This window comes from Streptomyces sp. NPDC018964 (assembly GCF_044390325.1).
Lineage (GTDB): Bacteria > Actinomycetota > Actinomycetes > Streptomycetales > Streptomycetaceae > Streptomyces.
Map to the genome: position 1 here is coordinate 219667 of NZ_JBIRYZ010000009.1, position 13627 is coordinate 233293.

A 13627-nucleotide genomic window follows, 5' to 3' on the forward strand; every position below is an offset into this window, starting at 1 on the left:
GAGGCACACGGGTGGCAGGCTCCGAGCGCGACGGGGACGCCCGCGTACGGCTACCGCAGCTGAGGCTCGACGAGCTGCTGGAGGAGCTCCAGGCGCGGATCGACGCGGCCCGCGGCACCCGCGACCGGGTGCACAGCCTGCTGGAGGCCGTCCTCTCGGTCGGCCGGGAACTCGACCTGGAGCAGGTGCTGCACAGCATCGTCGAGGCCGCGGCGGCGCTGGTGGACGCGGAGTACGCCGCACTGGGCGTGATCGGCTCGGACGGCAAGCGGCTGTCCGCCTTCCACACCGTCGGGGTCAGCGAGGAGGAGATCGCCCGCATCGGCCACTACCCCGAGGGCCACGGCATCCTCGGCGAACTGATCCGCCACCCCGAGCCGCTGCGGGTGCCGAAACTCTCCGACCACCCCGCCTCGTACGGGTTCCCGCCCCACCACCCGCCGATGAACACCTTCCTCGGAGTCCCCATCCGGGTCCGCGACCAGGTCTTCGGCAACCTGTACCTGACCGAGAAGCGGGGCGGGGCGCACTTCGACGAGGAGGACGAGTCGGTCCTGTCCACCCTCGCGGTCGCCGCCGGCGTCGCCATCGACAACGCCCGCCTGTACGAGGAGTCCCGGCTGCGCGAACGCTGGCTGCGGGCCAACGCCGAGATCACCCACGGACTGATGTCCGGCAGCGAACGCGGCGCGGCGCTCGCGCTCATCGCCGAACGCGCCCGGGAGATCACCGGGGCCGCCCTCGCGGCGGTCGCGGTGCCCATGGCCGACACCGACTCACTGACCGTGGAACTGGCCATCGGACAAGGCGCGGACACCCACCGCGGGCTCGTCGTGCCCGTCGACGACAGCCTGCTGGGCCGCGCCTTCACCAGTGCCGCTCCCGTCGTCAGCGCGGACATCGCACGCGACGACCGGACCTTCCCGGGCCCCCAGCGGTACCCGGCCCTCGGTCCGGCGGTCGCCGTGCCCATCGGGTCGGGCGAGGGCGTGCGCGGCATCGTCCTGCTGGTGCGGGCCGAGGGCCGCAACGCGTTCACGGAGAAGGAGATCGAACCGCTGCGGGGGTTCGCCGCCCAGGCGGCCGTGGCGATGGAGCTGGCGGAACACCGCCAGGACGCCGAGCAGATCGCCGTGCTCGAGGACCGCGACCGGATCGCCCGCGACCTGCACGACCTGGCGATCCAGCGGCTGTTCGCCACCGGCATGACGCTGCAGAGCGCCGGCCGGTTCATCGAGCACAAGGAGGCCTCGGAGCGGGTGCTGCGAGCCGTGGACGACCTGGACGAGACCATCAAGATCATCCGGTCGACCATCTTCGGCCTGCGCTCGCCCGCCGACGAGGGCGCGGGCGGAACCGGTCTGCGGGCCCGCGTCGTACGGGTGGTCGGTGAGGCCGCGTCCGTACTGGGCTTCCCCCCGAGCGTGCGGATGGAGGGCCTGATCGACACCCACGTCCCCAAGGAGGCCGCCGACCACCTGGTGGCCGTGCTCTCCGAGGCGCTGACCAACATCGCCCGGCACGCCCGCGCCGACCGCGCCGAGGTGGTGCTCGAGACCGACGGGCGCGAGGTGCGGCTGACGGTCGCGGACGACGGCGTGGGCGTCCCGGACGGGGGCCGCCGCAGCGGGCTGCGCAACATGGCCGAACGCGCGGAACGGCTGGGCGGCACCTTCGACGTCACCAGCTCCGCCGGCCGGGGCACCACCCTGCTGTGGCGCGTGCCGGTGGGGGAGCGGTAGGCGGCTCCCGCCGGTCCGTGTGTGCCGGGCACCCGCCACGGGTACTCCGGTGGTCGGCCGCGGCGGCCGTCCGTGCGGTACCGGCGGGGTCTCACCGCCGGTGACGCCCGCGGGACGGACCGCGGCGGCGCGGAGCCGCACGGCGGCCGTCGGCGGGAGGAGCGTCGCAGTGACGGGCTGGACCTGGGAGCACGAGGGCTACGATCCCGCCGACGCGCGCCTGCGGGAGTCGCTGTGCACCCTCGGCAACGGATACTTCGCCACCCGGGGCGCGCTGCCGGAGTGTTCCGCGGACGAGGTGCACTACCCGGGCACGTACGCGGCCGGCGTCTACAACCGGCTCGTCTCCGAGGTCGCCGGACGGCACGTCGAGAACGAGGACATGGTCAACCTGCCCAACTGGCTGCCGCTGCGCTTCCGGCTCCCCGGCGAGCCCTGGCTCACCCCCGACACCGCGCCCGTGCTCGACCACGGCGAGACCCTGCACCTGTCCTCCGGACTCCTGGAGCGCAGGACGCGGTACGGCCTCGGTGCCGGACGGACGCTCCTGGTGCGCCAGCACCGCTTCGTGCACATGGCCGACCCCCACCTGGCGGGCCTGCGCACGGAGTTCACCGCCGAGGGCTTCTCCGGCGCCCTGGAGACCGAGGCGGCGCTCGACGGCGACGTCACCAACGCCGGGGTGCCGCGCTACCGGCAGCTGGACGGCCGTCATCTGACCCACGTGCTCACCGGCACGGCCGCCGCGGACACGGTGTGGCTGCGCTGCCGCACCCGCACCTCGGACATCCGGATCGCGCTCGCCGCCCGGCTGACGGCACCCGCGCCCGTCACGAACCGGCACGACCGCCCGCGCGCCCTGCAGAGCACCCGGCTGGACCTGGCCGCCGGGGACACCGTCACCGTCGACAAGATCGTCGCCCTGCACACCTCCCACGATCCCGCGATCAGCGACCCGCTGCACGCGGCCGTCGACCGGGTGGCCCGGGCGGGCGGCTTCGACGAACTGCTCCCGCCGCACCTGACGGCCTGGGCCCAGCTGTGGCGCCGGGCCGAACTGGACGTACCCGGCGAGGCGGGCCGCATCCTGCGGCTGCACCTCTTCCACGTCCTGCAGACCCTCTCCCCGCACACCGCGGAACTGGACGTGGGGGTCCCCGCGCGGGGACTGCACGGCGAGGCCTACCGGGGGCACGTCTTCTGGGACGAGCTGTTCGTCCTGCCGTACCTCAACCTGCACTTCCCCGAGATCTCCCGCGCGCTGCTGCACCACCGTCACCGGCGCCTGGAGCGCGCCCGCACCGCCGCCCGGGACGCCGGGCGGCACGGCGCGATGTACCCCTGGCAGAGCGGCAGCGACGGCCGGGAGGAGACCCAGCAGCTGCACCTCAACCCCCGCTCCGGCCGCTGGCTGCCCGACCACTCCCGCCTCCAGCACCACGTGGGGTCGGCGATCGCGTACAACGTCTGGCAGTACTGCGAGGCCAGCGGCGACCAGGAGTTCCTGCACACCAAGGGCGCCGAGATGCTGCTGAACATCTCCCGCTTCTGGGCGGACTCCGCCACCTTCGACGACCGGCTGGGCCGCTACCGCATCAAGGGAGTGGTCGGTCCCGACGAGTACCACGACGCCTACCCGGACGCCGCCGAACCGGGCCTCGACGACAACGCGTACACGAATGTCACGGCCGCCTGGGTGCTCGCCCGCACCCTGGACGTGCTGCGCGGCCTGCCCGAGCCGCGCCGCCGTGAACTCGCCGAGCGGACCGGACTGGACGCGAGGGAACTGGAGAAGTGGGAGGAGGTCTCCCGCACCCTCCACGTCCCCCTCCACCACGGCGTCATCAGCCAGTTCGAGGGCTACGGGGAACTCGCCGAGCTCGACTGGCGGGGCTACCGGCGCCGCTACGGCGACATCCGGCGCCTGGACCGGCTGCTGGAGGCCGAGGGCGACACCGTCAACCGGTACCAGGCGTCCAAGCAGGCGGACGTCCTGATGCTGGGCTACCTCTTCTCGCCCGCCGAACTCCGGGGGATCTTCCGCAGGCTGGGGACGATCCTGGACGAACGGACCTGGCGGCGCACGGTCGACCACTACCTGCACCGCACCAGCCACGGCTCCACCCTCAGCGGCCTGGTCCACGGCTGGGTGCTGGCCCGCGCCAGACGCGCGGACGCCTGGAAGTTCTGCCAGGAGGCCCTCCAGGCGGACATCGCCGACATCCAGGGCGGCACCACCGGGGAGGGCATCCACCTCGGTGCCATGGCCGGCACCCTCGACCTGGTCCAGCGCGGACTGACCGGTCTGGAGACCCGGGGCGGGGCCCTGTGGCTCGACCCGGTGCCCCTGCCCGAACTCTCCTCCTACGGCTTCACCCTGCGCTACCACGGCCACTGGGGCGTCCGGCTGCGGCTGGAACACGGCCTGCTGGAGATCGCCGTGCCCTCCTCCGGCCGCTCCCCGATCGAGGTCCACCTCCCGGACCGCACGGTCCGCCTCCACCCCGGGGAGACGGACCGTCTGGCCCTCCCGGACTGACCGCCGGGCGCCGGATCACTTGTGGAACGACACGTACCCGTTGCCGTCCCGGTCGGAGCCGCGCGCGGTGTACGCGTGGGCGTCGGCCCGGCTGCCCGTCGGCTTGACGAGGTAGACGGTGTCCTTGTCGTTGTTCCACATGAAGTTGCAGTTGTCGCGGTAGACGACGTTGTACTTGTCGGAGTCGGTGCCGTTGCCGCCGCGCAGCTTCACGTGGTCGCCGGGCTGGAGGCGGTGATGGGCGGTGAAGACGAACCTGTTCCCGGCGGTGTCCTTGACGAGGTAACCCTTGAGGTCGACCGTCTTCGACGACGAGTAGTTCCTGATCGTCAGGTACTCCTGGTGGGTGTTGCCCCCGGAGCACCGGTTGGAGTCGCGGCCGGGCGCGTCGTACTGGATGCCGCGCACCTTCAGCGCGGAGGTGTACTCGGCGGCCTGGGCCGGAACGGCCGTCAGAGCGGCCAGCGCGCCCGCGACGGCGGTGGTCGCGACGGCGGCGGTGCGTATGCGCATGAAATCGTTCCCCCCTGCATGACTCTTCCGTGAAGGTCATGTGGTGTTCCGGTGAAGGATCGGATCGTACACAACGCTCCGCCGTCTTCACCCTCCGGGGTGAGCACGCCGGCGGCCGTGGACGCGCCGAGCGCCCGTCGGGTCCGGGGAACGGACTCGACGGGCGCTCGGCGGTGGGCCCTTGGGGGCGGGAGGTCAGGCGCCGCTCTCGCGCAGCATGTCCTCGCGCTCCACGAGCTTCACGCGCTCACGGCCCTGCGGCTCGCCCAGCGCCTTCTCGGCGGCGTCCAGGCGGTACCAGCCCTCCCAGGTGGTGAAGCGGATGCCGCGTTCGGCGAGGAACGCGTCCACGGCCTCCGGGTCCGGCGACGCGGGGGTCTGGAGCCGGCCGCCCGCGTAGTCCGCCAGCAGGTTCCCCACCGTCTCGTTGGCGTCGCCCTTGGTGTGGCCGATCAGGCCCACCGGACCGCGCCGGATCCAGCCGGTGACGTACGTGGAGTCCAGGTGCTCGCCGTTCTCCTGGATGACGCGCCCGCCCTCGTCCGGGACCGTGCCGGAGCCGATGTCCCAGGGCAGCTTGGGGAGTTTGTCGGAGAGGTAGCCCACGGCCCGGTAGACCGCGCTGACGTCCCAGTCCTTGAACTCGCCGGTCCCCTTGACGTTGCCGGTCCCGTCGAGTTCGGTGCGCTCGGTGCGCAGGCCGACGACCTTGCCGTCCTCACCGAGGATCTCGGTGGGCGACTCGAAGAAGTGCAGGAACAGCTTGTGCGGACGGTCGCCGACGTCGCGGATCGCCCAGTTCTCCAGGGTCTTGGCGACCATGTCGGCCTGCTTGTTGCCGCGCCGGGTCGCGATCGAGCCCTCGTCGTAGTCGATGTCCTCGGGGTCGACGATGACCTCGATGGTGGGGGAGTGGTCCAGTTCCCGCAGCTCCATCGGGCTGAACTTCGCCTGCGCCGGGCCGCGGCGGCCGAAGACGTGGATCTCCACCGCCTTGTTGGCCTTCAGGCCCTCGTAGACGTTCGGCGGGATCTCGGTGGGCAGCAGTTCGTCGGCCGTCTTGGCCAGGATGCGGGCCACGTCGAGGGCGACGTTGCCGACGCCGAGCACGGCGACCTTCTCGGCCTGGAGGGGCCAGGTGCGCGGCACGTCCGGGTGGCCGTCGTACCAGGAGACGAAGTCCGCGGCGCCGTAGGAGCCGTCGAGGTCGATGCCGGGCACGTCCAGCGCGCGGTCGGCCGTGGCGCCGGTGGCGAAGATCACGCCGTCGTAGAACGTGCGCAGATCGTCGAGGTGGACGTCGGTGCCGTAGTCCACGTTGCCGAACAGGCGTATCTGCGGCTTGTCGAGCACTTGGTGCAGGGCCGTGATGATGCCCTTGATCCGCGGGTGGTCGGGGGCGACGCCGTAACGGATCAGTCCGAACGGCGCCGGCATGCGCTCGAAGATGTCGATGGACACGCCCGGTTCGGCGGCCACGTCGGACTTGAGCAGGGCGTCGGCGGCGTAGATCCCGGCGGGGCCGGATCCGACGATGGCTACCCGCAGGGGGCGGGGCATGGTCAGGTTCCCTTCGAGTGAGGACAGGCGACTCGATGGGAAGCCTAAACTGAGGCATGCCTTACCTGGTACGCGGGTCCGGTCTATGGACTCATAAGCCTCTCTTATGAGCTCTCCCCACCTCCCCTTATGTCTCGCGGAATGGGCTGTTCCGCCCGGATGACCTTGCCGGCGGGCGGATGGCGGGTGCCCCGGCGTTCGGCGAGCCGGGCCATCGGGAACAGGCCGCGTCCGCCCTCGTCCGTCATGGTCGCGTACCGCGGACGGGGCGAGGTGCTGCTGCTGTCGTAGACCTCGCAGATCAGGGTGCGGTCGTACAGCGTCCGCACCCGGACGGGGGCGCCGCCGTGGCGGAGCGCGTCGGTGACCAGCTCGCTCGGGATCAGCTCCGTGCCGACCGCCGGCCCCTCCAGCCCCCACTCGGCCGGCTTCCGGGCGACCGGCGGGCCGTGACCGTTCAGTGGTTCCCCGGGGGGGGGGGGGGGGGGGGGGGGGGGGCGGGCGCGCCCGCCGCCCCCCCCCCCCCCCCCCCCCCCGACCCTCCCCCCGGCGCGCGACTCGTCCCCCGAGGTCGCGCGCGTTCCTCGACCGGGCCACCCCGGAAACCGTGCTCCGCGGCCTCAGTCGGCCAGGACGCGGGCCAGTTCCGTGGTGGCGCGGGCGATCTCGGTGTCCGGCTCGGCCAGCAGCCGGTTCAGGTCACCGCGCCGGGCGCGCACCGCCTGCCGGGCGGCCCGTTCCCACACCACCGGGTTCTCCCTGCGGTTGAGCAGCTTGGGGTACGCGGCGGCGGTGCTCTCCCACTGCCGGGCGTCGGCGATGGCCTTGAGCAGCTGGATGATCCCGGCCCGGCAGGTGACGTGCGGCAGCTGGGCCAGCTCCCAGAGGAAGGGGACCGTGGCGGCGGTCGCCTGTTCCGTGACGAAGCCGTACTGGCAGATCCGTTTCCGCAGGTCCTCCAGGGCGGCGCGGGCGGTGTCGGCGTCTCCCCAGGCGATGCCGTTCAGCAGCAGGGGGATGGCCGCCGCCGAGCCGGTGGAGTCCCGCATGTCGGCCCACGGCACGTGGGACAGTGCCGTGAGGGGCGTGGTCCGTGCCACTTTGGTGGGAGACGCGTGGCGCACAGGGCGCTCGCTGCCCGGCTGTTCCGTAGAAGCGCTGCGCATGGCGTTGGGTGCCTTTCCGCGGCAGTCGTGTCAGATGGGGGGTCGGGTCGACAACCGGGCCCACACCGTCTTGCCCGCCGGAGGGGTGGGGGTCCAGCCCCACCCCTCGGACAGGGCGGCGACGATGCACAGCCCCCGGCCGTCCTCCTCCAGGCCGAAACCGGCACCGGGCGGGCGGACGGGTGGGCGGTCGTCGGGGTCGGAGACGGTGGGCAGCAGGTGCGCGGGCTCCAGGCGGAACCCGAGCCGGATGTCCGGCGCACCCGCGCACCGCGGTGCCGCGTGCGTCACGGCGTTGGCGGCGAGCTCGGTGATCACGAGGGTGGCGTCGTCGCAGTGGCGGCCGAGCGACCAGCCGCGCAGGGTGTCCCGGGTGAAGGACCGCGCCCGCGCGAGCCCCTCCCGGCCGCGTGCGAGGCGCAGTGTGACCGAGGCGGACGCGGGGCGTGCCGTCTCCGGCACCGGGAGCGGCCGGCGAGGATCCGCCGCCGCCGGGCCGCGGCCGCTCGCCCGTACCGCGGCGGCCGGTGGCCGGAGCAGTGGATGCGCAGGTGATGACACGGCATCTCCCCGATGCGACGTCAGGACGTGGCGCCAGCACGGGGGTTGACGCCACGGCTATTATCCACGCTGTCAGCGCTCGCGTGCAATTGCACGAGAAATTGCGCGAGATTTTTCCCGGTGCGCGGCCGGACGTCCGGCCGCGCACCGGGAGACACGGGAACAGCGAGGAGACAGCGGTGCCAGGAGTGCGCAACGGAGTGCGGGCCAGCCAGTTGGACGCCCGCTGGATCAAGAGCCGGCACAGCAACGCCGAGGGCAACTGCGTCGAGGTGGCCCCGCTGGCCGACGGGGGGATCGCGATGCGCAACTCCCGTGACCCCGACGGTCCCGCCCTCGTCTACACGGCCGCGGAGCTGGCGGCGTTCCTGGCCGGCGCGAAGGACGGGGAGTTCGACCACCTGGTCTGAACGCCCGCGACGGACCGGCGCCGGCTGTCCGGGCCCGCACCGGCCCGGACAACCGGCGCCGATGAAGCGGAACTCAACGCGTCATTTCCTCGGGGCTTTTCGTACGCGGATGCGGTGAGGGTCAGTCAGGTGCGATAGTGTGAACCGCCCTTGTGCCTGTCTGCTGGGAGTCAGGATGTCCGCCGCGTCGCCTCGAATCTCCCGTCTGGAACCCTATCTGGACAGGTCCGAGCCCGCTCCGACCCTGCTGAAGATGCTGGTCGGCGTGCAGTTGGCGGGCTTTCGTGACGATGCCGGACTGTCCCAGGACCAGGCGGCGCGCTCCGTCGGCTTCAGCCCGGCGAAGCTGTCCCGCATCGAGTCGGGCAAGGGCCGCCGCCCGCCGACCGAGGGCGACGTCCGGGCCCTGCTGACGCTGTACGGCACCGACGAGTACGAGGCGTCGGTACTGCTCAAACTGCTCCGGCGAGCCGGGGAGCCAGGCTGGTGGCAGCGGTACGACAAGCGGCTGATGCCCGAGTGGTTCGACCGTCTGGTCGGACTCCAGGAGGCCGCCGCCACCATCCGCACCTTCGAGATCCAGTACGTCCCCGGACTGCTGCAGACCGCCGCCTACACCCGCGCGGTGGTCGAGCGGGGGCTGCCGAACGCCACGGCGAGCGAGGTGCAGCGCCGGGTCGAACTGCGCATGCGCCGCGCCGAACTGCTGCTGCGCGAGGCCGCGCCGCAGCTCTGGGCCGTCATCGACGAATCGGTGCTGCTGCGCGTCCTGGGCAGCCCCGCGGTGATGCGCGAACAGCTCGAACACCTGGTGACGATGGCCGAGCGGCCCAACGTGACGGTACAGATCGTGCCGCTGGACGTGACGAACGCGTCGGCGCCCGCCATACCCGTGACCTACCTGCGCTTCGGCGGGCTCGACCTGCCCGACGTGGTCTACCTGGAGCACATCAGGAGCGCCAACTTCCTCGAGGACCTCGACGAGACGGAGGAGTACCGGATCGCGCTGGACCGCCTCGCCGACGAGGCCCTCAAACCGCGCGATTCGGTGGAACTGCTCCACAGGACGATCAAGGAGCGCTACGCCACGGCGTAGCGGCGGGCGCGAACGCGCCGACGCCCCCGTGGGACCCGAGCGGTCCGGCGGGGGCGTCGTGGCGTCGGGGGATCACAGCGGGAGCCGGCCCACACCGCCGAACTCGATCCACTCCTTGGTGAGCTGACGGGGCGCCACCTCGGTGTCCGGGCGCCAGGTGGACACCTCCACCAGGCCCGGCTCCAGGACCTCCAGGCCCTCGAAGTACGACTCGACGTCCTTCTCCTCGCGCACCCGGCCCCAGTTCCCGTGGGTCGTCCGGTCCATGAAGTCGGTGACGGACGCGCGGACCTCCGGGTCCTCGCTGACGAGCTGGCACATCACCATGAAGCTGCCCGGCGCCAGCCGCTCGCGCACCCGGCGGGCCAGGGCGAGCGGACCGTCGGTGTCACTGTCCGGGATGCAGTGGAAGACCGAGTTGAACAGCACGCACACCGGCTCCGAGAAGTCGATCAGCCGCCGGGTCTCCGGGTGACCGAATATCCCGTCGGTGTCGCGCATGTCGGCCTGGATGACCACGGTGCGCTCGTCCTGCTCCAGCAGGGCACGGCCGTGCACCAGGACCATCGGGTCGTTGTCGGTGTACACCACATGGGTGGTCGGGTCGACGCGCTGCGCGACCTGGTGGACGTTGTCCTGGGTGGGCAGGCCGGAACCGTGGTCGATGTACTGCCGTATCCCGTACTCCTGAGTGAGGGTGCGGACCACCCGCTGGAGGAAGCGCCGGTTGTTCAGCGCCAGGCGGCGGGTGCTGGGCACCACCTTGTCGAGTTCCTCGACCGCGGCGCGGTCCGCCGCGTAGTTGTCCTTGCCGCCCAGGTAGTAGTCGTACATGCGCGCTGCCGTCGGCACGGTCGCGTCGATCTCGGTGGACAGCTGCTTACCGGTGTGCATCGTTCCCCCTGCGGGCGCGCCAACTGGACTGGCCGGACAGGGAGTACATCCTAGGGAGCCGCGAAGGGGCCGTGCCAGTCCGGTGGCGGACGGCCGCCCGGAGAAAGAGCACGCCGACCGCTCGAAAAGGCACAAAGCGCCACATCGGATGCCCCGTGTGAGCGCTTGCCCTCCGGAAAGGGGGTACTCGCGGAGCGACACCGTTCCCCGTGGGAGGCCGGACCTTGGACAGCTCGACGGACCGGATCGCGGACCCCTGGGGCACGCGCACCCCCTACGCGCCCGGCACCCCCTGGCCGGCCCGCACCGACACGCACCTGGCGGAGGGGCTCACGGAGGAGGACGTGGAACGGTGGGTGCGGTCCGCCTCCATCCTGCACTCCAACGGCGACGCGCTGGACATCGCGGTGCGCGAGGGGCGCATCGTGGGCGTGCGGGGCCGCGCGGTCGACCGGGTGAACCGCGGCCGGCTCGGCCCCAAGGACCTCTACGGCTGGCAGGCCAACCACTCGCCGAACCGGCTGACCAGGCCCCTCGTACGGGAGAACGGACGGCTGGTGGAGTCGGACTGGGACACCGCCATGGACCGGATCACCGCCCGCACGAAGCACCTGCTGGACGAACGCGGTCCGGGCGCCGTCGGCTTCTACACCACCGGACAGCTCTTCCTGGAGGAGTACTACACCCTCGCCCTCATCGCCCACGCCGGCATCCGCACCAACCACCTCGACGGCAACACCCGCCTGTGCACGGCGACGGCCGCCGAGGCCCTCAAGGAGACCTTCGGCTCCGACGGCCAGCCCGGCTCGTACGAGGACGTCGACCACGCCGACACCATCGCCCTGTTCGGGCACAACGTGGCGGAGACCCAGAGCGTGCTGTGGATGCGGATGCTGGACCGGCTGGAGGGCTCCGACCCGCCCCGGCTGCTGTGCGTCGACCCCCGGTACACCCCCGTCGCCCGCCGCGCCGACATCCACCTGGCGCCGCGCCCCGGCACCAACGTCGCGCTGCTCAACGCCCTGCTGCACGAGATCATCCGCACCGGCCGGACCGACCGCGCCTACATCGACGCGCACACCGTCGGCTTCGACGAACTCGCCGCCCGCGTCGAGGCGTGCACCCCGAAGTGGGCGGCGGGGATCTGCGACGTCCCCGCCGCGCAGATCGAACGGGCGGCGGAGCTCCTCGGCGACGCGCGGCGGCTGCTGTCCACCGTCCTGCAGGGCGTCTACCAGTCCCACCAGGCCTCCGCCGCCGTCCAGGTCAACAACCTGCACCTGATCCGGGGCATGCTGGGCCGCCCCGGCTGCGGCCTGCTGCAGATGAACTGCCAGCCCACCGCCGAGAACACCCGCGAATGCGGCGCCGACGGCGACCTGCCGGGCTTCCGCAACTGGCAGAACGACCGGCACGTGGCGGAGCTCGCCGAGATCTGGAACGTTGAGCCGGACGCCATCCCGCACTACGGCCCGCCCACCCACGCCATGCAGATCTTCCGCTACGCCGAGCAGGGCTCGCTGGGCATGCTGTGGATCACCGGCACCAACCCGGCCGTCTCCCTGCCCGAACTCGCCAGGATCCGCTCGATCCTCGCCCAGGAGCGGCTGTTCGTGGTGGTGCAGGACCTGTTCCTCACCGAGACCGCCCAGCTCGCCGACGTCGTCCTGCCGGCCGCGACCTGGGGCGAGAAGACCGGCACCTTCACCAACACCGACCGCACCGTGCACCTGTCGGAGAAGGCCGTCGAACCGCCCGGCGAGGCCCGGGCCGACCTCGACATCTTCCTCGACTTCGCCGCCCGCATGGACTTCCGCGACAAGGACGGCGGCCCGCTGATCGGCTGGCGGGACCCGCAGGGCGCGTTCGCCGCCTGGCAGCGGTGCAGCGCCGGGCGCCCCTGCGACTACACCGGACTCAGCTACGACAGGCTGCGGCACGGCAGCGGCATCCAGTGGCCCTGCACGAAGGACGCCCCCGACGGCACCGCCCGCCTCTACACCGACGGCTTCGACCACGCCCACCCCGACCGGTGCGAGAGCTACGGCAAGGACATGGTGACCGGCGCGCCCGTCACCCCGGTCGAGTACCGCTCCCTCAACCCGGACGGCAAGGCGGTGATCAAGGCCGCGGAGTACCTCCCGCCGCACGAGGACGCCTCACCCGAGTACCCCCTCCAGCTGATCACCGGCCGCACCGTGTACCACTTCCACACCCGCACCAAGACCGGCCGCGCGCCCGAGCTGAACGCCGCCGCGCCGGACGTGTGGGCGGAGATCTCCCCCTCGGAGGCCGCCGCACAGGGCCTGTCCGACGGCGACCTGGTCCAGGTCGCCACCCCGCGCGGGGCGATCCGGGCCCGGCTGCGGACCACCGCGATCCGCGACGGCGTGGTGTTCGTGCCCTTCCACTACGGCTACTGGGACACCCCCCAGGGCCACCGGCCGCCCGACGACACCCCCGGCCGCGCCGCCAACGAGACCACCGTCACCGACTGGGACCCGCTCTCCAAGCAGCCCCTGTTCAAGACGTCCGCGGCCCGCGTGACACTGGTCGCCCGGCGCGGCGCGGGGCCGGGCACGGACACCGACGGCACCGGGACGACGAGGAGCGGATCATGAACGGCGTCGACAACACCCTGCGCACCCTGCACGACGACGAGCGGGACCTGGAACAGGACCTGCTGGCCGCCGCCGAGCGCCATCGCGCCGAGCACGAGTTCCACCACGTCGCCACCGACGTCGCCCGCTGGTCCCGGGAGCACGCCGCGCGGCTCGCCGCCCTCGGCCACGGCCGTGGCGTCCGTCTGTCCGGCCCCCGCGACCACCCCTCGCCCGGACCGCTCACCGCCCTGCGGGAGAAGGCCTCCCAGGCCCTCGGACGACGCCCGGAGACGGGCCTGCCGCTCCTGCACGACCTGCGCGACCTGCATCTGGCCGCCTCGCGCAATTCGCTCCACTGGGAGATGCTCGCCCAGGCGGCACAGGCCACCCGGGACCGGGAGCTGCTGGAGCTGGTCTCCTCCTGCCATCCGCAGACCCTCCGCCAGATGCGCTGGACCAACACGATGATCAAGGTGCTGTCGCCGCAGCTCCTCGTCAGCGCGTAACCGGTACGGGTGGCGGCCCCCGGGGAGGCCTGCGCCG

At 72.3% G+C, this 13627-nt stretch carries 11 protein-coding genes and 1 pseudogene; 6 read left to right on the top strand and 6 right to left on the bottom strand.

Going from position 1 to position 13627, the window contains the following annotated elements:
* The first annotated feature begins 11 nt into the window (after positions 1-11).
* Both ACH5AO_RS18015 and ACH5AO_RS18020 read left to right on the top strand, forming a co-directional pair.
* Positions 12-1742: a GAF domain-containing protein gene (locus ACH5AO_RS18015; RefSeq protein ID WP_398925659.1), complete on the top strand. Its 1731-nt coding sequence runs from the start codon at positions 12-14 to the stop codon at positions 1740-1742.
* 169 nt (positions 1743-1911) lie between these two features.
* Positions 1912-4281, top strand: a complete 2370-nt coding sequence (locus ACH5AO_RS18020) for a glycoside hydrolase family 65 protein (RefSeq protein WP_398925661.1) — start codon at positions 1912-1914, stop codon at positions 4279-4281.
* 15 nt (positions 4282-4296) lie between these two features.
* On the opposite strand, the gene ACH5AO_RS18025 is transcribed toward ACH5AO_RS18020, so the two are convergent.
* The 5 genes and pseudogenes from ACH5AO_RS18025 to ACH5AO_RS18045 all read right to left on the bottom strand — a co-directional run bounded on the left by ACH5AO_RS18025 (position 4297) and on the right by ACH5AO_RS18045 (position 8081).
* Positions 4297-4794, bottom strand: a complete 498-nt coding sequence (locus tag ACH5AO_RS18025) for a lamin tail domain-containing protein (RefSeq protein WP_398925663.1) — start codon at positions 4792-4794, stop codon at positions 4297-4299.
* Between the two features lie 195 nt (positions 4795-4989).
* Complete coding sequence (locus tag ACH5AO_RS18030) at positions 4990-6354, bottom strand: FAD-dependent oxidoreductase (protein ID WP_398925665.1); 1365 nt, start codon at positions 6352-6354, stop codon at positions 4990-4992.
* Positions 6355-6458: 104 nt separating this feature from the next.
* A pseudogene (locus ACH5AO_RS18035) lies at positions 6459-6794 on the bottom strand (ATP-binding protein); the annotation flags it as partial.
* 180 nt (positions 6795-6974) lie between these two features.
* Positions 6975-7520: a hypothetical protein gene (locus ACH5AO_RS18040; protein ID WP_398925667.1), complete on the bottom strand. Its 546-nt coding sequence runs from the start codon at positions 7518-7520 to the stop codon at positions 6975-6977.
* Between the two features lie 30 nt (positions 7521-7550).
* Positions 7551-8081: an ATP-binding protein gene (locus ACH5AO_RS18045; RefSeq protein WP_398925669.1), complete on the bottom strand. Its 531-nt coding sequence runs from the start codon at positions 8079-8081 to the stop codon at positions 7551-7553.
* Positions 8082-8260: 179 nt separating this feature from the next.
* Between ACH5AO_RS18045 and ACH5AO_RS18050 the strand changes: the two genes are divergently transcribed.
* Both ACH5AO_RS18050 and ACH5AO_RS18055 read left to right on the top strand, forming a co-directional pair.
* Positions 8261-8491 (top strand): DUF397 domain-containing protein, encoded by a 231-nt coding sequence (locus tag ACH5AO_RS18050; RefSeq protein ID WP_030863603.1) that lies wholly within the window; start codon positions 8261-8263, stop codon positions 8489-8491.
* Between the two features lie 175 nt (positions 8492-8666).
* Positions 8667-9587, top strand: a complete 921-nt coding sequence (locus ACH5AO_RS18055; RefSeq protein ID WP_398925671.1) for a helix-turn-helix domain-containing protein — start codon at positions 8667-8669, stop codon at positions 9585-9587.
* A 72-nt stretch (positions 9588-9659) separates the two neighbouring features.
* Here ACH5AO_RS18055 and ACH5AO_RS18060 read toward each other — a convergent pair whose 3' ends face one another.
* Positions 9660-10481 (bottom strand): SAM-dependent methyltransferase, encoded by an 822-nt coding sequence (locus ACH5AO_RS18060; protein ID WP_398925673.1) that lies wholly within the window; start codon positions 10479-10481, stop codon positions 9660-9662.
* Between the two features lie 224 nt (positions 10482-10705).
* On the opposite strand from ACH5AO_RS18060, the gene ACH5AO_RS18065 reads away from it, so the two are divergent.
* Both ACH5AO_RS18065 and ACH5AO_RS18070 read left to right on the top strand, forming a co-directional pair.
* Positions 10706-13102, top strand: a complete 2397-nt coding sequence (locus tag ACH5AO_RS18065; RefSeq protein WP_398925675.1) for a molybdopterin oxidoreductase family protein — start codon at positions 10706-10708, stop codon at positions 13100-13102.
* Complete coding sequence (locus ACH5AO_RS18070; protein WP_398925677.1) at positions 13099-13590, top strand: hypothetical protein; 492 nt, start codon at positions 13099-13101, stop codon at positions 13588-13590. Before ACH5AO_RS18065 ends, ACH5AO_RS18070 begins: the two co-directional genes overlap by 4 nt.
* Positions 13591-13627: the final 37 nt, after the last annotated feature.